At 70.7% G+C, this 21,398-nt stretch carries 20 protein-coding genes; 9 read left to right on the top strand and 11 right to left on the bottom strand.

Annotation, left to right across the window (positions count from 1 at the left end):
* Nucleotides 1-4: 4 nt before the first annotated feature.
* Nucleotides 5-1,147, top strand: a complete 1,143-nt coding sequence (locus ACH4U7_RS35925; RefSeq protein WP_014178517.1) for an NADH-quinone oxidoreductase subunit D — start codon at nucleotides 5-7, stop codon at nucleotides 1,145-1,147.
* Nucleotides 1,148-1,181: 34 nt separating this feature from the next.
* Here ACH4U7_RS35925 and ACH4U7_RS35930 read toward each other — a convergent pair whose 3' ends face one another.
* The 4 genes from ACH4U7_RS35930 to ACH4U7_RS35945 all read right to left on the bottom strand — a co-directional run bounded on the left by ACH4U7_RS35930 (nucleotide 1,182) and on the right by ACH4U7_RS35945 (nucleotide 5,121).
* The gene (locus tag ACH4U7_RS35930) at nucleotides 1,182-2,285 is read right to left on the bottom strand and encodes a hypothetical protein (RefSeq protein ID WP_398531983.1); all 1,104 of its coding nucleotides are present in this window, start codon (nucleotides 2,283-2,285) and stop codon (nucleotides 1,182-1,184) included.
* 219 nt (nucleotides 2,286-2,504) lie between these two features.
* Nucleotides 2,505-3,440, bottom strand: a complete 936-nt coding sequence (locus ACH4U7_RS35935; RefSeq protein ID WP_089512700.1) for an ABC transporter substrate-binding protein — start codon at nucleotides 3,438-3,440, stop codon at nucleotides 2,505-2,507.
* 131 nt (nucleotides 3,441-3,571) lie between these two features.
* The gene (locus tag ACH4U7_RS35940; RefSeq protein WP_398531984.1) at nucleotides 3,572-4,327 is read right to left on the bottom strand and encodes an ABC transporter permease; all 756 of its coding nucleotides are present in this window, start codon (nucleotides 4,325-4,327) and stop codon (nucleotides 3,572-3,574) included.
* A complete protein-coding gene (locus ACH4U7_RS35945) occupies nucleotides 4,327-5,121 on the bottom strand; it encodes an ABC transporter permease (protein ID WP_398531985.1) in 795 nt (264 codons plus the stop codon). Before ACH4U7_RS35945 ends, ACH4U7_RS35940 begins: the two co-directional genes overlap by 1 nt.
* Nucleotides 5,122-5,242: 121 nt before the next feature.
* Between ACH4U7_RS35945 and ACH4U7_RS35950 the strand changes: the two genes are divergently transcribed.
* Nucleotides 5,243-6,433 (top strand): ABC transporter ATP-binding protein, encoded by a 1,191-nt coding sequence (locus ACH4U7_RS35950; RefSeq protein ID WP_398531986.1) that lies wholly within the window; start codon nucleotides 5,243-5,245, stop codon nucleotides 6,431-6,433.
* A 97-nt stretch (nucleotides 6,434-6,530) separates the two neighbouring features.
* Here ACH4U7_RS35950 and ACH4U7_RS35955 read toward each other — a convergent pair whose 3' ends face one another.
* Entirely contained in the window at nucleotides 6,531-7,667 is a 1,137-nt protein-coding gene (locus ACH4U7_RS35955) for an alpha/beta hydrolase (protein WP_398531987.1), read from the bottom strand.
* Between the two features lie 139 nt (nucleotides 7,668-7,806).
* Here ACH4U7_RS35955 and ACH4U7_RS35960 point away from each other — a divergent pair, with 139 nt between their 5' ends.
* The 6 genes from ACH4U7_RS35960 to ACH4U7_RS35985 all read left to right on the top strand — a co-directional run bounded on the left by ACH4U7_RS35960 (nucleotide 7,807) and on the right by ACH4U7_RS35985 (nucleotide 12,873).
* Nucleotides 7,807-9,642, top strand: coding sequence for a phosphatidylglycerol lysyltransferase domain-containing protein (locus tag ACH4U7_RS35960; protein WP_398531988.1), 1,836 nt, complete (start codon nucleotides 7,807-7,809; stop codon nucleotides 9,640-9,642).
* Nucleotides 9,643-9,711: 69 nt separating this feature from the next.
* A complete protein-coding gene (gene folP, locus ACH4U7_RS35965) occupies nucleotides 9,712-10,587 on the top strand; it encodes a dihydropteroate synthase (protein ID WP_179285623.1) in 876 nt (291 codons plus the stop codon).
* The gene (locus ACH4U7_RS35970; protein ID WP_398531989.1) at nucleotides 10,584-11,075 is read left to right on the top strand and encodes a nuclear transport factor 2 family protein; all 492 of its coding nucleotides are present in this window, start codon (nucleotides 10,584-10,586) and stop codon (nucleotides 11,073-11,075) included. The genes folP and ACH4U7_RS35970 overlap by 4 nt, the downstream gene beginning before the upstream one ends.
* A gap of 246 nt (nucleotides 11,076-11,321) precedes the next feature.
* Nucleotides 11,322-11,681, top strand: a complete 360-nt coding sequence (folB, locus tag ACH4U7_RS35975; RefSeq protein ID WP_398531990.1) for a dihydroneopterin aldolase — start codon at nucleotides 11,322-11,324, stop codon at nucleotides 11,679-11,681.
* On the top strand, nucleotides 11,678-12,271 hold the full coding sequence (gene folK / locus ACH4U7_RS35980; RefSeq protein ID WP_398531991.1) for a 2-amino-4-hydroxy-6-hydroxymethyldihydropteridine diphosphokinase: 594 nt from the start codon (nucleotides 11,678-11,680) through the stop codon (nucleotides 12,269-12,271). Before folB ends, folK begins: the two co-directional genes overlap by 4 nt.
* Before the next feature lie 107 nt (nucleotides 12,272-12,378).
* Nucleotides 12,379-12,873, top strand: a complete 495-nt coding sequence (locus ACH4U7_RS35985; protein WP_385625596.1) for a DUF3180 domain-containing protein — start codon at nucleotides 12,379-12,381, stop codon at nucleotides 12,871-12,873.
* Nucleotides 12,874-12,914: 41 nt separating this feature from the next.
* On the opposite strand, the gene folE is transcribed toward ACH4U7_RS35985, so the two are convergent.
* The 6 genes from folE to dacB all read right to left on the bottom strand — a co-directional run bounded on the left by folE (nucleotide 12,915) and on the right by dacB (nucleotide 20,709).
* Nucleotides 12,915-13,520 carry a GTP cyclohydrolase I FolE gene (folE, locus tag ACH4U7_RS35990; RefSeq protein ID WP_089512710.1) on the bottom strand — a complete coding sequence of 202 codons (606 nt, stop codon included), beginning with the start codon at nucleotides 13,518-13,520 and terminating at the stop codon, nucleotides 12,915-12,917.
* 171 nt (nucleotides 13,521-13,691) lie between these two features.
* Nucleotides 13,692-15,728, bottom strand: coding sequence for an ATP-dependent zinc metalloprotease FtsH (gene ftsH, locus ACH4U7_RS35995; RefSeq protein ID WP_398531992.1), 2,037 nt, complete (start codon nucleotides 15,726-15,728; stop codon nucleotides 13,692-13,694).
* Between the two features lie 291 nt (nucleotides 15,729-16,019).
* Nucleotides 16,020-16,559, bottom strand: a complete 540-nt coding sequence (gene hpt / locus ACH4U7_RS36000; RefSeq protein ID WP_043491089.1) for a hypoxanthine phosphoribosyltransferase — start codon at nucleotides 16,557-16,559, stop codon at nucleotides 16,020-16,022.
* A gap of 60 nt (nucleotides 16,560-16,619) precedes the next feature.
* Nucleotides 16,620-17,753, bottom strand: coding sequence for a tRNA lysidine(34) synthetase TilS (gene tilS, locus ACH4U7_RS36005; protein ID WP_398531993.1), 1,134 nt, complete (start codon nucleotides 17,751-17,753; stop codon nucleotides 16,620-16,622).
* Nucleotides 17,754-17,931: 178 nt separating this feature from the next.
* Nucleotides 17,932-19,065, bottom strand: coding sequence for a zinc-dependent metalloprotease (locus ACH4U7_RS36010; protein WP_398531994.1), 1,134 nt, complete (start codon nucleotides 19,063-19,065; stop codon nucleotides 17,932-17,934).
* Nucleotides 19,066-19,113: 48 nt separating this feature from the next.
* Entirely contained in the window at nucleotides 19,114-20,709 is a 1,596-nt protein-coding gene (dacB, locus tag ACH4U7_RS36015) for a D-alanyl-D-alanine carboxypeptidase/D-alanyl-D-alanine-endopeptidase (protein WP_398531995.1), read from the bottom strand.
* Nucleotides 20,710-20,795: 86 nt separating this feature from the next.
* Between dacB and ACH4U7_RS36020 the strand changes: the two genes are divergently transcribed.
* Nucleotides 20,796-21,290 (top strand): inorganic diphosphatase, encoded by a 495-nt coding sequence (locus ACH4U7_RS36020; protein WP_014178498.1) that lies wholly within the window; start codon nucleotides 20,796-20,798, stop codon nucleotides 21,288-21,290.
* Nucleotides 21,291-21,398 lie beyond the last annotated feature (108 nt).

Here is a 21,398-nt window from a genome sequence, read left to right on the forward strand (position 1 = left end):
GCTCATGACGGAGACGACAGTCGGCATCGGCGGTGCCGCCGAGAGCACGGACATGGTGCTCAACATCGGCCCGCAGCACCCGTCCACCCACGGCGTTCTGCGGCTGCGCCTCGTCCTGGACGGGGAGCGGATCCAGAGCGCCGAGCCGGTGATCGGGTATATGCACCGCGGCGCGGAGAAGCTGTTCGAGGCGCGGGACTACCGCCAGATCATCATGCTCGCCAACCGCCACGACTGGCTGTCCGCCTTCTCCAACGAGCTGGGCGTCGTCCTCGCCGTCGAGCGGATGCTGGGCATGGAGGTGCCGGAGCGCGCCGTATGGACCCGCACCCTGCTGGCCGAGCTGAACCGGGTGCTCAACCACCTGATGTTCCTGGGGTCCTATCCCCTGGAGCTGGGCGGCATCACGCCGATCTTCTACGCGTTCCGCGAGCGCGAGGACCTTCAGCACGTCATGGAGGAGGTCTCCGGCGGCCGGATGCACTACATGTTCAACCGGGTGGGCGGCCTCAAGGAGGACCTTCCGGCGGGCTGGCTCGGCCGGGCCCGCCAGGCGGTGGCCGAGGTCCGCTCGCGCATGGATGTGTACGACCAGCTGGTCCTCGGCAACGAGATCTTCCGGGGGCGCACCCGCGGGGTGGGCGCGCTGGCGCGCGAGACGGTGCACGCCTACGGGGTCAGCGGACCCATCGCCCGCGCCTCGGGCGTCGACTTCGACCTGCGGCGCGACGAGCCGTACCTGGCGTACGGGGAGCTGCGGGACACCCTGAAGGTCGTCGTCCGCGAGGAGGGCGACTGCCTGGCCCGCTTCGAATGCCTGCTGGAGCAGACCCACAACTCCCTGGACCTCGCGGACGCCTGCCTGGACCGGATCGCGGAGCTCCCGCCGGGTCCGATCAACCAGCGGCTGCCCAAGGTGCTCAAGGCGCCCGAGGGCCACACCTACGCCTGGACCGAGAACCCGCTCGGCCTCAACGGCTACTACCTCGTCTCGAAGGGCGAGAAGACGCCGTACCGGCTGAAGCTGCGGTCGGCGTCGTACAACAACATCCAGGCGCTGACCGAGCTGCTGCCGGGCACGCTGGTCGCCGACATGGTGGCCATTCTCGGCTCGCTCTTCTTCGTCGTCGGCGACATCGACAAATAGCGGTACGAGAATCCGACGGGCCGTTACGGCGGCCCTACGAGATCGCGCTGCGCAGCTTGGGCATCTCGATGTGCTCGGCCTCGTCGTGCTCGGTCAGGTCGATGACCTCGCCCACCGCGCCCTTCCCGGCCGCCTCCGCAAGCGTCTCCGCGCCGATCACATCGGCAAGGTCCTCGTCCGACGCCTCCGGGCGCTCGGCGGACTCGGCCAACTCCGCGGGCTCGACGGGCTCGGCAGACTCGACGGGCTCCGGCTCCCGCTTCTTGGGCTGCTTCTTCTGCGTACCGAAGTAGTCGAAGCCGCCCTCCGCGCGGGAGGCGGCCCGGCGCGCCGCGGCGTAGGGCACCACCGCGGAGGCGGCCGTACGGGCGTGGGGCCGGGGCTCCCCGGCGCCGGGCGCTGCGGCAGCGGCCTGGTCCTCGCCCGACTGGTCCTCGCCCGACTGAACCTCGCCGGATTGAACCTCGACCGACTGGACCTCGCCCGACTGGACCTCGACCAGCCGGTCCTCAACTGGTCGGTCCTCATTCAGCCGGTCATCTGCCGCGCGGTCATCGTCCGCCCGCTCGCCCGGCTCACCCTCCGCGCGCTCTTCGGCGCGCGGCTGGCGCGGGACCCGCTCGCGCTCTTCGCGCTGCCTGCGCGCATTGCGCACCAGGTGACGCAGCGCCTCGTCGGCCCGCGCGTACGCCTCGGCAGTCGGAGCGCCGGCCACGGGGCTGCCGGGAGCGGGGGCGGGGGCCTCGTGGGCCGGGAGCTCGGGGGCCGACGGCTCGGGCTCCAGCTCCCTGACCGGAGCCGCGGCCTCCAGCGCCAGCCGGCGGCGGCCCTCCAGGGCCCTGGCCCGCTCCGTCTCGGCCGTGGCGTAGCGGCGCAGCAGCGAGGCGTGCTCGTTGCGCAGCCGGGCCAGCTCGGCGCGCTTGGCACGCAGCTTGGTGTTGAGCGCGGTCTGCAGCTCGGCGGACTTCTCGGCATCCGCTTCGAGTTCGGCGATCCGATCCTCGTACTTCAGCTCCTGCCGCGCGTTCTCGCTCGCGACCTCGGCGACCCGCCGCCCGGCGGAGCGGTCCCAGCTGCGCATCAGGACGGCACCGACGACCGCGGCGGCTGCCGCGGTCGCCGCGAGACCACGGATCACGACCGTATCGCCGACCAGCCAGGCACCGGAGGCGCACGCTATTGACGCGGCTGCGACCGACAAAGGGGGAAGTAGCCTGTGCAGAGGTGGGGATTGGCGGTGGCGTCCACGTGGCATGGCCCGAAACTTACCGTGCGGGCGGCCCCTATGGGGCCCCGCCCCGCCAAATTCCGCGCTCGATCCGCCTTCGGCCCGGCACTTCACTAGTTCTTCACGAGGCTAGTCCTTCACCAGTCCCTTCTCCTTCAGGTAGTCCTTGGCAACGTCGGAGGCCTTGAGCCGCTCCGCGTCCACCTTCTTGTTGAGTTCGGTGAGATCGGCAGTGGTCAGCACCTTGTTGAGCTTGTTGAGCGCCTTCGCGATCTTCTCCGAGCCCGCGGACTTCGCATTCACGACGGGCAGGACGTTGTCGGCATTCTGCAGTTTCTTGTCGTCCGCCAGCAGGACGAGTCCGAACTGATCAAGGGTGGCGTCCGTGGACGTGGTCAGCAGCATCTGGTCCTTGCCGTCCTTGACCGCCTGCTTGGCCTGGACGCTGCCGATATCCAGCGGGTCGATGCCGGTGATGTCTATCCCGTACGTCTTCTCCAGGCCGGGCTGGCAGAAGGGGCGCTTGGGGCATTCGTCGCCCGCCGCCAACTTGATCTTCTGCTTGGACTTTCCGAGGTCGGAGAGCGTCTTGAGGCTGTGCTCCGAAGCGAAGTCCTTGCGCACCGCGAAGGCGTTCTGGTCGACGGCCTCGCCGGGCTCGAGCGCCTTCAGTCCGCGGGGCTCAGCGAGTTCGCGGAGCACCTTCACCGTGGCGTCGACGTCCGAGGATGCGACGGGCTTGGCTTTCGGCCCGTTCTTCTTCAGATTCAGATATTCGGCCATCGTGGCCGCGTACTCCGGCACGACATCGATCTCGCCCTTCTCCAGGGACGGTGCGTACAGTTCACGCGAGTCGACCGTCTTGATCGACGTCTTATAGCCGGCGTCCTCCAGCAGCCCTGTGTACAGCGCCGCCAGGATCTTCGACTCGGTGAAGTTGGCCGCCCCGACCACCACCGAATCCTCGCTCTTCTCCTCCAGGCTGTCACCGCCACATGCGGTGAGTCCGGCCGCCAGCGCCGTGACGGTCGCGGCCGCCCCGGCCACGCGGAAGATCTTGCTCATTAGGATTCCCCGTCCATAGATGACATGCGGTGTCATGAGACGTCACGAATATTCAGCGCGCGCAAATGTATTCAGCACGCCCACACCGTTGTGGGCCGCGCGCCTGTTCACGAGGGCCGACCTGCCGATGTTCACGAGGGCCGACCTGCCGCGCCGGTCAGCGCCGGCGCCTTCGGCGCCTGGTCCGCGGGCGGGCGCTGCTCCGCGGCCGCGGACCGTACGCGCCTGCGGCGCATCGGGTCCAGCAGCCACTGCAGCGCGACGAGCACGCCCTCGACCGTCAGCGCGAGCGCCGCGACCAGCACCGCCCCGGCCACGACCTGGGCGGTGTCGGTGACCCGGAAGCCCGCCGTGATGATCCGGCCGAGCCCGCCGCCGCCGGGCAGCGCCGCGAGCGTCGCCGTCGCCACCACCTGAACGGCGGCCGAGCGTACACCCGTCATGATCAGCGGGAAGGCGAGCGGCAGCTCGACCCTGGCGACCAGCTGACCGCCGGTCATCCCCATGCCGCGCGCCGCCTCGACGACCTCGCGGTCCGCCTCGCGCATGCCCACATAGGCGTTGGTGAGCAGCGGCGGGATGGCGAACAGCACCAGTGCGACGATCGTGGGCCAGTCGCCGTGCGTCCCCAGCGGGCTGAGCAGCAGCAGGACCAGGACCGCGAAGGTGGGCACCGCACGGCCCGCGTTGGAGATGTTGACCGCGACGGCGCCGCCCTTGCCGATATGCCCGAGCACGATGGCGACCGGCAGGGCGATCGCGCACGAGATCGCCAGACAGGCGACGGTGAGGTACAGATGCTGGCCGAGCCGGTGCCATACGCCGTCGGTGCCCGACCAGTGCGACCCTGTGGTCAGCCACGTCCAGGCCTCGCCGATGACCCCCATCAGGCCGCCCCCGCCTTCTGCCGTGCCCTGTCCCGCGCTTGCTCCTGGGCCGGCTCCTGCGCCTGCCCCCGCGCGCTTCCGCGCGCTTGCTCCTGCGCCCTCTTCTGCGCCTTCCGCGCCTCCTTCGTTCCTCCTCGCGCCCACGGCGTGAGCAGCCGCTGCACGAAGAGCAGCAGCACATCCGCCACGACCGCCAGGGCCACGCACAGCACCGATGCGGTGAGCACCTGCGCCTTGAAGAAGCTGCGCATGCCCTCGTAGATGAGATTGCCGAGGCCGCCGTAGCCGACGATCGCGCCGACCGTGGTGAGCGAGATGGTGGAGACCGTGGTGATCCGCAGCCCGGCCATCAACGCGGGCAGCGCGAGCGGCAGTTCCACGCCGAACAGCAGGCGCAGCGGGCCGTAGCCCATGCCGCGGGCCGCCTCGCGGGCCTCCTCGGGTACCGAGGCGAGCCCGGCCATGATGTTGCGCACCAGGATCGTCAGCGAATACAGCACCAGGCCGGTGATCACCACCGCGGCCGAGACCCCGAAGAAGGGCAGCAGCAGCGAGAACATCGCCAGCGAGGGCACCGTATAGAGGATCGTCGTCAGACCCAGCACCGGGCCCGCCACGGACCGCCATCGGCGGGCCAGCAGCGCCAGCGGAAAAGCGACCACGAAACCGATGGCGACCGACGCCACCGTGATCCACACATGCTGGACCGTCGCGTCCGTCAGCTCCTGACTGCGCGTACGTACATATTCCCCGCAGATCCAGTCATTGCTGATCAGGCAGCTCTGCCCGGCCACTCGGTCACCTCCCCGTCGTCTCCGGTGACCTGGCGACCCTAACCCCGGGCACCGACAATCTCGTCGGCTCGCCACACAACAGCAACAATTGAAACCCGGAATGCGGCCACAATGGGGAGCCATGATCCGCTTCGAGAACGTCACCAAGCGCTACGCCGACGGCACGACGGCCGTGGACGATCTGTCCTTCGAGGTCGCGGAGGGCGAGCTGGTCACGCTCGTCGGACCGTCGGGCTGCGGCAAGACCACCACCATGAAGATGGTCAACCGGCTCATCGAACCGACCTCGGGCCGGATCTTCCTGGACGGTGAGGACATCGCCGCGGTCGATCCGGTGAAGCTGCGCCGCCGCATCGGCTATGTCATCCAGCAGGTCGGCCTGTTCCCGCACAAGACCGTGCTGGAGAACACCGCCACCGTCCCCGCGCTGCTCGGCTGGCAGCGCAAGAAGGCCCGGGACCGCGCCGCCGAACTCCTCGACCTGGTGGGCCTCGACCCCTCCGTCTACGGCGACCGCTACCCCGACCAGCTCTCCGGCGGCCAGCGCCAGCGGGTCGGCGTGGCCCGGGCGCTGGCCGCCGACCCGCCGGTGCTGCTGATGGACGAGCCGTTCGGCGCCGTGGACCCGGTGGTCCGCGAGCGGCTGCAGACCGAGTTCCTGCGGCTTCAGTCCCAGGTCCGCAAGACGGTGCTGCTGGTGACCCACGACATCGAGGAGGCGGTCCGGCTCGGCGACCGCATCGCGGTGTACGGGGCGGGGCGGATAGAGCAGTTCGACACGCCCGCGTCGGTGCTGGGCGCGCCCGCCACACCGTACGTCGCGGACTTCGTCGGCGCGGACCGCGGTCTGAAGCGGCTGTCCGTCACCCCCATCGAGCCGGGCGACCTCGAACAGCCCCCGGTGGTCCACCTCGACGACCCGCTGGCCAAGGCCGCCGCCCGGCTGTCGGCCGACGGGGCGCGCTGGGCCGTCGTACTGGACGACGCGGACCGGCTGCACGGCTGGATCCCGGCGGACGCGGCAGACGCGGCGGACGCGGCGGACAAGCCCGGCAAGGAGGCGGCCGGAGGGACCGTACGGGACCACGCCCGGCGCATGGAGGCGTGGCTGCCGGTCGGCTCCTCGCTCAAGCAGGCGTTCAGCACCATGCTTCAGCACGACGCGGGCTGGATAGCGGTCCTCGACGGCGACCGCTTCCTCGGCGTGCTCACCCCCGCCCGCCTCCACGAGGCGCTGCGCCGCTCGATCGACGCCGACGCGGGCGGGATCGCCCGGGCGGAGGTGGAGCTGCAGACGGTCGCCGACGTATGAGCGCGCGCGGCGGCTCGCCGCGCGCGCTCAGTGGCTGTGGCTCCGCGATCGCGACTCAGCGGTCGCGGCTCAGCCATCGCGCCTCAACAGCCGCGACTCAGCGGTCGCCGAGCCGGCCGCCCAGCCACTCCAGCGCGGCGGGCACCTCGCGCTTCCAGGTGTTGAAGTTGTGGCCGCCGGTCTTGAGGATGATGGAGGAGATCCTGGTGGGCTCGCCCCGGCGGTTGAGCTCCTTGACCTTCTCGATGAACTTCACGGTGTCCTTGTAGTTCTTCTCACCGTGCTCGCTGCTGGAGACCAGGAGGGACACCGGCGGCGCGGGCTTGTGGTCCAGCCGCCACATCAGATTGTTCTCCCGCTCCAGCTGCTTGCTGCCGCCGAACAGATCGCCGGTGGTCGCGTCGATCGGGGCCTTGTACGAGGGAGAGAGACCGGCCGCGACGGAGAAGGCCTCGGGGTGGCGCATGGCCATCTTCAACGCACAGTAGCCGCCAGTGGAGTTGCCGATGACACCCCAGTTACGGGCGTCTTCGCCCACCCGGTAATGACCGGCCACGGCGGCCGGCACGTCCTTCGTGAAGAACGTCTCGGTCTGCGGGCCCCGGGGCACGTCCACGCACTCGGTGTCGCGCGGCGGGGCGACGGTCGGGCGCAGCATCACCAGGACCATCGGCTGCATCCTGCCGTCTTTGACCAGCTTATGGGCGTTCTGAGGGTATTTCAGGCCGTTGATCAGAGCCTCCGTGGTGCCCGGGTACCCGGTCAGCACCAGCACGGCGGGGAAGTCGCGCCGGGCGTACTCCGGCTGGAAGTACTCCGGCGGCAGATAGACATACGCCGGGCCGGCCAGCCCGGACAGCGGCCCCTTGATGGTGACCTTCTCGATCCGCCCGGCAGCGGCCGGCTCCGAGCCGCCGGGCACGTTCATCCTCCGGATGTCGGTGACCTGCACCCGGGTGCTGCTGCTCGCGGCGTCGTGGTTCACGACGACGCCCGGCGTGGTCTCGGTGCCGAACAGGTCCGACCAGGAACCGTAGAAGCCGAAGGACTGGTTTGCGAACAGGCCGAGCGCGGCGAACAGCGACACCTGTGTGACCAGCAGCATGCCGATCCGGCCGAGCACCGGGGCGACTCCGCGCCGGGCGAGCCTGGGCCAGACCCAGATCGTGGCGCCGAACAGCAGCACCGACGCGACGACTGACACCATCACGACGTTGTTGCTCGTAAGACCCATCACTATCTTTCTGCCGGGCGGCCGGCTCCCCCGTGCCGCGCGATGGAACCCCGCCCCGTCAAACGCCGTCTTGGTGGGCGCGAAATGTCCAGATACTGCGTCAGAGACGGATCTCTAGACCGGAGCGACGGGAAAGCGAATGTCTGACAGTCAAGATGCCGAAAAGTCCGGAAGGGTTGCCTCCAGGGTGCCGAGGCTGCCCCGCGGACCCCGGCCGGAGGCTGTGCCGACCGCCGTGGGCACCGCCTGCACGCTGATCGGGCTGCTGAACATCGTTTTCCCACGACTCCGCTACAGCAAGGTGCACGCCCTCGCCGATGTGCTGCCGGGCGCGGTGAGTTCGCTGGCCGCCGCCGCGTCCATCGTGGTGGGGCTGTTGTTGCTGATGCTGGCGCACGGGCTGAAGCGGCGTAAGCGGCGCGCCTGGGTCGCCGCCGTGGGGCTGCTGCCGGTCGGCGCGGCCGCCCAGCTGCTGTACCGGCACTCCATATGCGGGGCGGTGCTCTCGCTGGTACTGCTCGGCGTCATGATCCGCTATCGCCGGGAGTTCGCGGCGCTGCCGGATCCGCGCAGCCGCTGGATGGCGCTGGCCAACTTCGTGGTGCTGGGCGCGGTGAGCGTCGGGATCGGGCTGCTGATCGTACGATCGCACCCCGAGGACGTCATGGGACGGCCGTCGTTCCAGGAGCAGCTGGAGCATGTGCTGTGGGGGCTGTTCGGCTTCGAGGGGCCGGTCGGCTACCGGGACGGTACGGACTACACCGTCGGCTACTCCCTCGGCGCGCTCGGCCTGCTGACCGTCGCGACCACCGCCTACCTCGCCTTCCGCCCCGAGCACCCCGCCGCCCGGCTGACCCCCGCGGACGAGGAGCGGCTGCGCGACCTGCTCGCCGCGCACGGGCGCCGCGACTCGCTGGGCCACTTCGCGCTCCGCCGCGACAAGGGCGTGGTCTTCTCGCCGAGCGGCAAGGCCGCCGTCTGCTACCGGGTCGTCTCCGGGGTGATGCTCGCCAGCGGCGACCCGGTCGGCGATGTGGAGGCCTGGCCGGGCGCCATCTCCCGCTTCATGGAGGAGGCGCGGGCGCACTCCTGGACCCCGGCGGTCATGGGGTGCAGCGAGACCGGGGGCGAGGTGTGGACCCGGGAGACCGGCCTCGACGCGCTGGAGCTGGGCGACGAGGCCATCGTGGACGTGGCGGACTTCACCCTGTCCGGGCGCGCCATGCGCAACGTCCGCCAGATGGTCAAGCGCATCGAGCGGGCCGGGTACGAGACCCGGGTACGGCGCGCCAGTGACCTGAGCGAGGACGAGCTGGAGACCATCCGGCAGGCCGCCGCGGGCTGGCGGGGCACCGACACCGAGCGGGGCTTCTCCATGGCGCTGGGCCGGATCGGCGACCCGGCGGACGGGGACTCGGTCATCGCCACCGCCCACAAGGCCCCAGAGGAGGGCGCCGAGCCCGGCTCGTACGGGGACCTCAAGGCCGTACTGCACTTCGTACCATGGGGCCGGGACGGGATGTCGCTGGACCTCATGCGCCGCGATCGCAGCGCCGACCCGGGCATGAACGAACTGCTGATCGTCGCCTCCCTACAGGCCGCCGGGGGGCTCGGGGTCAGCCGGGTGTCGCTGAACTTCGCGATGTTCCGCTCCGCGCTGGCGCGCGGCGAGAAGCTGGGCGCGGGGCCGGTGCTGCGGGGCTGGCGGGGACTGCTGGTGTTCCTGTCGCGCTGGTTCCAGATCGAGTCGCTGTACAAGTTCAACGCCAAGTTCCAGCCGCGCTGGGAGCCGCGCTTCGTGGTCTTCCGCAACACCCGCGACCTGCCGCGCATCGGGTTGGCGGCGATGCAGGCCGAGGGCTTCGTCTCGCTGGCCCTGCCCCGGCTGCTGCGCCGCGGGCGGCGCCCCGAGCCGAGGCCCTGCGCCCACCAGGCCGCGGCCGCCTCGCGCGGCGGCCTCGAACAGGTCGCGTGACGCGCCCGCTGTCCTGGGCGCGGGCGGGCGCGGGCGAGGCAGCTCTGCTCGTACGCCTAGGCTGGGGTCATGAGGACGTTGCGTGAACGGGGCCGGGTGGCCGGACTGCCGGAGTGGGACCGGTGCGCGGTGATGGGCGTGGTCAATGTCACGCCCGACTCGTTCTCCGACGGCGGTCAGTGGTTCGACACCGAGCTGGCCGTCAAACACGGCCTGGACCTCGCCGCGGCCGGGGCGGACCTGGTGGACGTCGGGGGCGAGTCGACCCGCCCGGGCGCGCCGCGCGTCGACGAGGCCGAGGAGCTGCGCCGAGTGGTCCCGGTGGTGCGCGAGCTGGCCGCCGCGGGGCTCGTGGTCAGCGTGGACACCATGCGCGCATCGGTCGCCGAGCGCGCGGTCGAGGCCGGGGCGCGGCTGGTCAACGATGTGAGCGGGGGCGGCGCCGACCCGGCGATGGTCCCGATGGTGGCCGCCGCCGGGGTGCCCTTCGTGGTGATGCACTGGCGCGGCCAGTCGATCGACATGAACAACCGCGCGGTCTACGGGGATGTGGTCGGCGAGGTCGTCGCGGAACTGCGGACGAGCCTGGAGCGGGCGGTGGCCGGCGGCGTCGATCCGGAGCGGATCGTGATCGACCCCGGCCTCGGCTTCGCGAAGGACGCCGAGCACGACTTGGCGCTCGTCGCCCGGCTGGGCGCACTGCGGGAGCTGGGTCGGCCACTGCTGGTGGCGGCCTCGCGGAAGCGGTTCCTGGGGCGCGTACTGGCCGGGGACGGCGGCAGCCCGCCCCGCGCCCGGGAGCGGGACGCGGCGACGGCGGCGGTCTCGGCGATCGCGGCGCGGGAAGGCGCATGGGCGGTGCGGGTGCACGAGGTGCGTGCGAGCGCCGACGCGGTGCGCGTGGCCCGGGCGATCGAAGCGGCGGACACGGCGGGAGCGGTGTGACTTCCCTGACGGACAGCGAGCGGGTGGCACTGGCCAACACCGCGCTGTACGAAGCCATGGAGCAGGGCGACCACGGAGCGATGTCGCGGCTGTGGCTCGACGACCCGGACACCGAGGTCTCCTGTGTGCACCCGGGCTGGCCGGTGCTGCGCGGGCGCGGCGAGGTGCTCCGTTCCTATGCCCTGATCATGGCGAACACCGACTACATCCAGTTCTTTCTGACGGATGTGGAGGTGTCGATCATGTCCGACACCGCGATGGTGACCTGTACGGAGAACATCCTCAGCGGCGCCCCGGCCGAGGAAGAGGGCCAGCTCGGCCCGCTGGTGGGGCAGCTGGTGGTGGCCACGAACGTCTTCCGGCGGACCGAGGACGGCTGGAAGGTGTGGGCGCACCACGGATCGCCGGTGCTGGCGGAGCAGGACGAGAACAATGCCGCGGCCGACCCCGAGGGCCCGGACGACGACCCGGATCAGCTGCTGCCCTGAGCGCCATGCCCGGAACGTCATATGGCGTCCCCCGCCCGTAAAACCATGCGTGAGATCTGCACCAAGGGCGGGTAGGGGGAAGTGGCGCGGGGGCTCCTGGAGCGCGCGCCACGGGCCCCCGTGGGCGAGTGCTGTCCTTGCTCGCAGGTAGATTCGAAGGAGGTACCCCCGCCGACGGTGGGGGACGGGTGGTGCGTTCCGGGCAGATCGGACGTGCCCCGACCGACGACAGCAGGAGTGATTCGGGTGGATCGTGTCGCGCTGCGCGGCCTGAAGGCCCGCGGGCACCACGGGGTTTTCCCCCATGAGCGCGAGGAGGGCCAGACCTTCGTCGTGGACCTGGTGCTCGGCCTGGACACCCGGCCCGCCGCGGCCACCGACGACCTCACCAGGACCGTCCACTACGGCGTGGTGGCCGAGGAGGTCGTGGAGGTGGTGGAGGGGGAGCCGGTCGCCCTGATCGAAACCCTCGCCGACCGGATCGCCGAGCGGTGCCTCAAGCACGAGCAGGTGCGGGAGGTCGAGGTCGTGGTGCACAAGCCGGAGGCCCCGATCACCGTGCCCTTCGACGACGTGACCATCACCATCACCCGGAGCCGAGCATGAGCAGCAGCGACCCGACCGTGCAGCCCGTCCCAGCCTCCGTCGTGGAGCGGGTGGACGCGGCCGATGTGACGTTGTCGAATCCGAAATGGGCGGTGATCTCGCTCGGCAGCAATCTGGGCAATCGCCTGGAGACCCTGCAGGGCGCGGTCGACGCGCTGGAGGACACCCCGGGCCTGCGGGTCAAGGCGGTCTCTCCGGTGTACGAGACCGAGCCGTGGGGGGTGGAACCGGGCACCCAGGCGACGTATTTCAACGCCGTGGTGCTGATCAAAACGACGCTGCCGCCCTCCTCGCTGCTGGAGCGGGGCCACGCCATCGAGGAGGCGTTCGAGCGGGTGCGCGATGAGCGCTGGGGCCCCCGGACGCTGGATGTGGACATCGTCACGTACCAGGACGTGATCTCCGACGACCCGGTGCTCACCCTGCCGCACCCCCGCGCCCACCAGCGCGCCTTCGTGCTCGTCCCCTGGCACGACGTGGACCCGGGGGCCGAGGTCCCGGGGCTCGGGGCCGTCTCGCGGCTGCTGGCCGAGGTGGGCCAGGAGGGCGTACAGGCGCGGGCGGACCTGGAACTGCGGCTGCCCGAATAGACGTTGATCTCGTGGGTCCCGAATCACATGGATTCCACGGATCCCGTAGATTCCGCGCGACTGCGTACGACTTCGCGATTACGTACGACTTGAGGGGCGACCGCTCGGTGAAGCAACTTCGGATCAGGGTGCTGCTCGGGCTGTTCGTCGTGGCCGGTGTGGTGTCATGGGCGGGCGCCCGGCTGTGGGACACGCTGGGCTCGCTGCCCAGCGTGCCGGTGGCCGCGCCGATCGTGCTGGCCCTGATCGCGGTCGTGCTGGCCGCGACCGCCCTGTCCCTGCGGGCCCGGCTGCGCGCCCAGCGCGAGCGCCGGCCCGGCGCGAAGGGCGTGGATCCGCTGGTGGCCGCCCGCGCGGTGGTCTTCGGCCAGGCGAGCGCGCTGGTGGCGGCGCTGGTCTCGGGGATGTACGGCGGGGTCGGGGTGTTTCTGCTGCTGGAGCAGCTGGATGTGCCCGCCCGCAAGGACCAGGCGATCTACGCGGCGGCTTCGGTACTGGCAGGGGCGGCCGTGGTCGCCGCCGCGTTCTTCCTGGAGCGGGTCTGCAAACTGCCCGAGGACGACGACACCGGGAACGGGCCGGGCGCTGCGGCCCGGGCGTAGCTCAGCACGGCAAGCAGTACGCAGCGATACGGCGCGCGCGGCTAGCGCGCCATGATGAGGCTCATCGCCTCGGCGCGGGTCGCCGGGTCGCGCAGCTGACCGCGTACGGCCGAAGTGAGCGTCTTGGCCCCGGGCTTGCGCACCCCGCGCATGGTCATGCACATGTGCTCGCATTCGACCACCACGATCACACCGCGCGGCTCCAGGATCCGCATCAGGGAGTCGGCGATCTGCGTGGTCAGCCGCTCCTGGACCTGCGGACGGCGGGCGAAGACATCGACCAGCCGGGCCAGCTTGGACAGCCCGGTGATCTTGCCGTCGTTGGACGGGATATAGCCGACGTGGGCGACGCCCACGAAGGGCACCAGGTGGTGCTCGCACGAGGACATCACCTCGATGTCCTTCACCAGCACCATCTCGTCATGGCCCAGGTCGAAGGTCGTGGTCAGGACCTCCTCGGGCTTCTGCCGCAGCCCCGCGAATATCTCCCGGTACGCACGGGCCACCCGCCCCGGGGTCTCCCGCAGCCCCTCCCGGTCCGGGTCCTCGCCGACGGCGATAAGCAGCTCGCGGATCGCCTGCTCGGCGCGCTTTTCGTCAAACACGCCGACGGGGCCCTGGCCGTCCAGCGAGATGGGGTCGGTCATGGAGCTGCCTCGTTCCTCATGCGCACCGAAAAGACGTGAAACCTCAAAACGCGAACCTCAAAAACGCGGATGCCGCGCCCCCCAGGCTAGAACCTGGGGGGCGCGGCATTCATTCCGGGTCGGTTTGGGCCGCTACGGGCCTGTGCGGCCCGCAGACGACCCTCCGTCGGATCAGCTCTCGGGACCGGCCTCTTCCGGGCGCTCAGCGCTGTCCTCGGGGGTGGTGGCCTTCGCGAGACCGGCCGCCGAGGGGGGCTGGGCACCGTTGGCCGGGGCGAGCTCCCGGGGGGAGAGCACCGGCGGGCGGGTGGAGGGCATGCGCCGCGAGGAACCGGTCCAGGCCGGGCGGGCCGGGCGCCTGACGATCGGGGCGAAGATCTCGGCGATCTCCTCCTTGTTGAGCGTCTCCTTCTCCAGCAGCGCCAGGACCAGGTTGTCCAGGACGTCGCGGTTCTCGACGAGGATTTCCCACGCCTCGTTGTGCGCGGACTCGATGAGCTTCTTGACCTCTTCGTCGACCAGCGCGGCGACCTCTTCGGAGTAGTCGCGCTGGTGAGCCATCTCACGGCCCAGGAACGGCTCGGAGTTGTCGGAGCCGAACTTGATCGCGCCCAGCCGCTCGGTCATGCCGTACTGCGTGACCATCGCGCGGGCGGTGGCCGTGGCCTTCTCGATGTCGTTGGACGCGCCCGTGGTCGGGTCGTGGAAGACAAGCTCCTCGGCGGCGCGGCCACCCATCATGTAGGCGAGCTGGTCCAGCATCTCGTTGCGCGTGGTCGAGTACTTGTCCTCGTCGGGCAGGACCATGGTGTAACCCAGGGCCCGGCCGCGGGAGAGGATGGTGACCTTGTGCACCGGGTCGCTGTTCGGAGAGGCCGCCGCGACCAGGGCGTGACCGCCCTCGTGGTACGCGGTGATCTTCTTCTCCTTCTCGCTCATGATCCGGGTCCGCTTCTGCGGACCGGCCACGACGCGGTCGATCGCCTCGTCCAGGAAGTGGTTGTCGATCAGCTTCTTGTCGCTGCGGGCCGTCAGCAGCGCGGCCTCGTTCAGCACATTGGACAGATCGGCACCGGTGAAGCCGGGGGTGCGGCGGGCGACGGCCGAGAGGTCGACGTCCGGCGCGACCGGCTTGCCCTTCTGGTGGACCTTGAGGATCTCCAGACGGCCCTGCATATCCGGGCGGTCCACGGCGATCTGCCGGTCGAAGCGGCCCGGGCGCAGCAGCGCCGGGTCCAGGATGTCGGGCCGGTTGGTGGCGGCGATCAGGATGACGCCGCCCTTCACATCGAAGCCGTCCATCTCGACCAGCAGCTGGTTCAGTGTCTGCTCGCGCTCGTCGTGACCGCCGCCCATGCCGGCGCCACGGTGGCGGCCGACGGCGTCGATCTCGTCGACGAAGACGATCGCCGGAGCGTTCGCCTTGGCCTGCTCGAACAGGTCGCGGACCCGGGAGGCCCCCACACCCACGAACATCTCGACGAAGTCGGAGCCGGAGATCGAGTAGAAGGGGACACCCGCCTCGCCCGCGACGGCGCGCGCGAGCAGCGTCTTACCGGTGCCGGGCGGGCCGTACAGCAGCACGCCCTTGGGAATCTTGGCGCCCACGGCCTGGAACTTCGCCGGCTCCTGCAGGAACTCCTTGATCTCCTGGAGCTCCTCGACGGCCTCGTCGGCCCCGGCCACGTCCGCGAACGTCGTCTTCGGGGTGTCCTTGGTGATCAGCTTGGCCTTCGACTTCCCGAAGTTCATCACTCGGGAGCCGCCGCCCTGCATCTGGTTCATCAGGAACAGGAAGACCACGACGATCAGCACGAACGGGAGCAGCGACAGCAGGATCCCGACGAACGGGTTCTGCTTCGACGTCGAGACGTTGTACCCGTCCGGGATCCCGCCCTGCTTCTGAGCATTGGCCTGCAAGGTCCGGGCGATGTCGAGGCCCTGGTCACCGATGTAGGTGGCCTGGAGCTTCCTGCTGCCCGAGATCTTGGCGACGTTGTCCTTGAGCTCGATCTTGATCTTGTGCTCGTCGCCGGTCGTCAGCTCGGCGGACTGGACCTGGTTCCGGTTGATCGCCTTGACGACCTGGCTGGTGTCCACCGACTTGTAGCCGCCGGACGAGCCGACGACCTGCATCAACACGACCACGGCGAGGACGGCCAGCACGATCCACATGACCGGCCCACGGAAGTAGCGCTTCACGTCCATCCATACGGGGCGATGCCGCCCCGTCCCTCCTGCCACAGTGAGGCACGGCAGCCCTGGAGGGGCGCCTGTGCGTGCGGTGTATTGCGGTGTATTTGCGGTGTATGAGCTGTGTAATCCTCAGTCTCAAAAAAGACTGACCTTCGGACGGTACCCCAGCATTGTCACCCGACGCCGCCGTGGACTGTTAACAAATCCGCCTTCCCCTGCTCCAACGGCGGGAAACCGCGCCAGGTTCCCAGGCGGTTCCCGTGCCATCCGAGAAGGGGCTCAGCCGCCCTCCGGGAAGGGCGCTCAGCCGCCGTACACGTGCGGGGCGAGCGTGCCGACGAAGCGCAGGTTGCGGTACTTCTCGGCGTAGTCGAGGCCATAGCCGACGACGAACTCGTTGGGGATGTCGAACCCGACCCATTTCACATCGATGGCGACCTTGGCCGCCTCCGGCTTGCGCAGCAGGGTGCACACGTTCAGCGAGGCGGGCTCGCGCGAGCCCAGGTTGGACAGCAGCCACGACAGGGTCAGGCCGGAGTCGATGATGTCCTCGACGATCAGGACGTGCTTGCCCTTGATGTCGGTGTCCAGGTCCTTGAGGATGCGGACCACGCCCGAGGACTGGGTGCCCGCGCCGTACGAGGACACGGCCATCCAGTCCATGGTGACCGGGGTGGACAGGGCGCGCGCCAGGTCCGCCATGACCATCACCGCGCCCTTGAGGACTCCGACGATCAGCAGATCCTTGCCCGCGTACTCCGCGTCGATCTTGGCGGCCAGTTCGGCCAGCTTCGCGTTGATCTCTTCCTCGGTGATGAGGACCGACTTGAGGTCGGTGCCCATGTCCTTGTCGTCCACCCGCGCCACTCTCGTTAGGGTTACCGGCTTCACTGGCTGGGCGGGTCAGCCCTGCCGGATGACCAGTCTGCCACCCTCCCGGCGGACCTCCACGCGGCCCGGGAGGTTGAGGGCCCGCTGACCGCGCCAGCCGGTGATCAGGCGGTCCACCTCTTCGATGTGGCGGGCGAAGAGCGAACCGGCGGGGGCGCCCGCGGCGATCGCGGCGCGGCGCAGCACCCGGCGGCGGACGGCGGGGGGCAGGGCGTGCAGCCCGACGGCGTCGAGCTCGACGGCGGCGGGCCCCACAGCGGCGGGCTCGGCGGTACGGGGTTCGGCAGCGGATCGGGCGGCGTCGGGTTCGGCGGGGGCCTCGGCGCCGGCCGGGGCGGCCCCGGCGGGCCGTACATCGGTCCGCACCTCCGCCTCCGCACGGGCGGCCCAGGCGTCGAGCGCGTCGGCGTCGTCGCGCGAGAGCTGGGCGGTGCGGGCCAGCGCCTCGACGACGCCCTTGCCGAGGGCCTTCTCCAGGACGGGCAGCGCCTCGTGGCGGACCCGGGAGCGGGTGTAGGCCGGGTCCACGTTGTGCGGGTCGTCCCATACGGGCAGCGACTGGGCCAGGCACGCCCGGCGGACGGTCTGCCGGTCGAGCCGCAGGAAGGGGCGGCGGTAGCGACCGCCCGCCCCGGAGACCTGGGCCATACCGGACAGCGAGCGGATACCGGAGCCGCGGGCCAGCCCCAGCAGGACCGTCTCGGCCTGATCGTCGCGGGTGTGGCCGAGCAGCACGGCGACCGCGCCATGGCGCTCGGCCGCGGCGTCGAGGGCGGCGTAGCGCGCGTCACGGGCGGCGGCCTCGGGGCCGCCGTCCCGGCCGACGGACACGCCGATGCACTCGACCGGCTCGAGCCCGAGCAGCCGCAGCCGCTCGGCGACCTCGGCCGCGCGCACCTCGGAGCCGTCCTGCAGACCGTGGTCGACGGTGACCCCTCCGGCGCGCACCCCGAGCTTGGGGGCTTCGAAGGCGAGGGCGGAGGCGAGCGCCATGGAGTCGGCGCCGCCGGAGCAGGCGACGAGCACCAGGGGCGCCGCGGCGGGGGCGGGGCGCGAGGGCGGCGAGGTCGAGGAGTTGACGAGTACGTCGTGGAGGACGCGGCGGACCGCCAGGCGTATCGCGGCGACCGCTGGATGGGGACCCATGTCCGTTTCCCATCTGTCGTTCGAGGGGGTGCCTCGGGGCCGTTACGAGGGTTTCGTCACACAGAGTTCGTCACGCTGAGTACGTCGATGGTGACAGAAGTGCGCTGTTCCCCGAGCATCGCACGCCTACCCGTCGCTCACGGTCCCTCGGACGGGTGATTAAGAGGGCATAGCGCCCCTATGACTCCGTCCTACGGTGCACCCGCGCGACCCAGTCCGCGGGTTTACTGATCTCCGTTTTGGTCGGAAGCGTGTTCGGAGAGGTCCAGACGCGGTTGAAGCCGTCCATCCCGACCTGGTCCACGACGGACCGTACGAACCGCTCCCCGTCCCGGTACTGCCGCAGCTTGGCGTCGAGCCCCAGCAGCTTGCGCAGCGCCTGGTCCAGCCGGCCCGCCCCGCTGGCCCGGCGCTTCTGGAACTTCTCGCGGATCTCCGCGACGGACGGCACGACCTCGGGCCCCACCCCGTCCATCACATAGTCCGCATGCCCCTCGAGCAGCGACATCACGGCGGTCAGCCGGCCCAGAATCTCCCGCTGGGCCGGGGTCTGCACCAGCTCGATGATGCTGGGCGTGCTGCCCTCCCGGTCGCCGTCCGACTCCGGGCGGCCGCCGCCCAGCGACTGCACGGCCTCGCGGAACCGCTCCAGGAGGGTGGCCGGGTCCACCTCGGTCTCGCCGAGGAATGCCTGGATCTCGGACTCGATGTGGTCGCGCAGCCAGGGCACCGCGGTGAACTGCGTACGGTGCGTCTCCTCGTGCAGACACACCCACAGCCGGAAGTCGTGCGGGGCGACGTCCAGCTCGCGCTCGACATGCACCACGTTGGGCGCCACCAGCAGCAGCCGCCCGCCGCCCGAGGAGGCGGGCAGGTCGCGGCTCGGCGGGGCGAAGGTCTCGTACTGGCCGAGCACCCGGGAGGCCAGGAAGGACAGCAGCATCCCCAGCTCCACCCCGGTGACCTTGCCGCCGACCGCGCCGAGCACCGCGCCGCCCGGCAGCCCGCCGCGCCGCTCCTGCATCTTGCCCAGCAGCGGCTTCAGCACCTCGCGGAAGCCCGCCACGTTCGCCTTGATCCAGCCCGCGCGGTCCACGACGAGAACCGGGGTGTCCGAGCCCGGTCCGCCCGCCGGGGCCATTCGGGTGAACGCCCGGACGTGCTCCTCCGACGACTTGGCGTACCGGCGCAGCTCCGCGACGACGGCGCGCGCCTCGTCCCGGCTCACGTCGGGGCCCGGCCGCACCAGCCGGGTCGCGGTCGCGACCGCGAGGTTCCAGTCGACCATCTCCGCACCACCGATGCTCGTCATGGCTTCACGGTACGTGGCGCGCGGTCCTTCCGGGAGGCGACGAGGTCATCAGCGGCAGCCGCAGTTCGCGAGTGCGGACGCCATGCGGTCCAGCGCGCGCTGTGCGCCCTGGGGGTCGGTGGTTCCGTTCGTCATAAACGCGAAGACCAGAAGGCGGCCATCCGCGTCGACGACGGTGCCCGCGAGCGTGTTGACGCCCGTCAGGGTCCCGGTCTTCGCCCGGACCACGCCACGGCCGACCGCCTCCTGCGCATAGCGGCCGCGCAGCGTCCCGGTGAAACCGGCCACCGGCAGACCGGTGAGGACCGAGCGCAACTCGGGGTGGTCGGGGTCGGCGGCGCGCACCAGGACCTGGGCGAGCAGGGCCGCGGACACATGGTCGGCCCGGTCCAGGCCGCTGCCGTCGACGATACGGGCGCCCGACAGCGGCAGCCGGAGCCTGTTCAGCCGGTCCATGACGGCCCGCCCAGCGCCGTCGAAGCTGGCGGGTTCGCCCGCGGCGATGGCGGTCTGCCGGGCGAGGGCTTCGGCGATGTCGTTGTCGCTGTTGGTCAGCGCCCGCTCGACCAGGGAGGACAGCGGCTGCGAGCGGACGGTGGCGAGCGGCCGCGCCTTCTTCCCGGCCTTGGCGGCTGTTACGGACTGCGGCTCGCCCTTCACGTCGATCCCGCGGTCGCGCAGCATCGTGGCGAACTCCTCCGCCGCGTCGGCAGCGGGGTCGTGGGAGCGGGGGGCCGGGCCGTGGTCGCTGTCGTCCAGGCGGCCCTCGTCGACCATGAGGGGGGTGACGGGGGAGATGTTCTCGTTGGGGCCGATCGGGTGCAGAACCGGGCCGGAGTAGAGCGAGGTGTCGTAGCCCAGCCGGACGCTTTCGGTGCCGCTCTTCTTGAGCGCGGAAGCCGTCTTGTCAGCCAGTTTGCGCAGGCTGGCCGGGGCGTCGGCGCCCTTGGCGGCGCGGGCGGTGAGGGTGGGGTCGCCGCCGCCGACCAGCACGATGCGGTCCTTGTCCTTACCCTTCGCGCCGCCCTTCGCACCGCCCTTCGCACCGTCTCCGTCTCCGCCTCCGGGGACGACGACGGTGGTCTCGATGCGGTGGTCGGGCCCCAGGGCGGAGAGCGCGGCGACGCCGGTCGCCAGTTTGATGATCGAGGCGGGCACCGCCTGGGTGTCCGCCTGCGTCCCGTACAGCTGCCGCCCGGTCGCCGAGTCCACGACGGACACCGAGCGCGGTTTGCCCAGCGCCCCGTCGTCCAGCAGCGGCTCCAGCGCGTCGGCCAGGCCCGCCCGGGTGGGCTGCGGGACCGCGTCGTCGCCGCTGTCCGGGGAGGGCGCGACGGCGGCCGTACCCAGGGGGGCCAGCACCGGCGAGGCGCTGGGCACGGACCGCCCGGGGCCCTCGCCGTGACGCTCGCCACCTGTGCCGGGACTCCCGGCGGCGCGGGCCCGCTCGGCCGTACGCTGCCCGGAGTCCCACGGCCCGGCCGCGAACACCGTCGCGACCGCCACCACCAGGCCGACGACGGCGGAGATCGCCGACAGTCGCCACGTCAGCCGCTGCTCCACCGTGGCGCTCCGCCACCGGCCCGTGGCGCTCTGCCACTGGCTCTGCCACCACCTGACCTGCCACGATCTGGCTTCAGGCACGTCGGACCAGCCCCTTTCGCCACCACACACCTGCGTGGGGGACACTTAATCACCAGACGTATGTGTTGATCATGGAGGAGCCACCCGTGGAGTTCGACGTCACCATCGAGATCCCCAAGGGTTCGCGCAACAAGTACGAGGTGGACCACGAGACGGGGCGCATCCGTCTCGACCGTCGACTCTTTACTTCGACCAGCTACCCGGCTGACTACGGCTTTGTGGAGAACACCCTCGGCGAGGACGGCGACCCGCTGGACGCGCTGGTCATTCTGGACGAGCCGACCTTCCCCGGCTGTCTGATCAAGTGCCGCGCGATCGGCATGTTCCGGATGACGGACGAGGCGGGCGGCGACGACAAGCTGCTGTGCGTGCCCGCGTCCGACCCGCGGGTCGAGCACCTGCGTGATATTCACCACGTTTCGGAGTTCGACCGCCTGGAGATCCAGCACTTCTTCGAGGTCTACAAGGACCTGGAGCCGGGCAAGTCGGTCGAGGGGGCCAACTGGGTGGGCCGCGCCGAGGCCGAGGCCGAGGTCGAGGCGTCCGTGAAGCGGCTGGAGGCCGCGGGCGGCGCGCACTGAGCGTGCCGACTTCTCTTGAGTCGCGCCGAGCCTTTGAGCCGCGCCGAGCCCTAAGGCTTCGAGGGCTGTGACAAAGGGCGGACCGGTTTTCCGGTCCGCCCTTTGTGT

It is taken from the genome of Streptomyces sp. NPDC020845 (genome assembly GCF_044334165.1).
Lineage (GTDB): Bacteria > Actinomycetota > Actinomycetes > Streptomycetales > Streptomycetaceae > Streptomyces.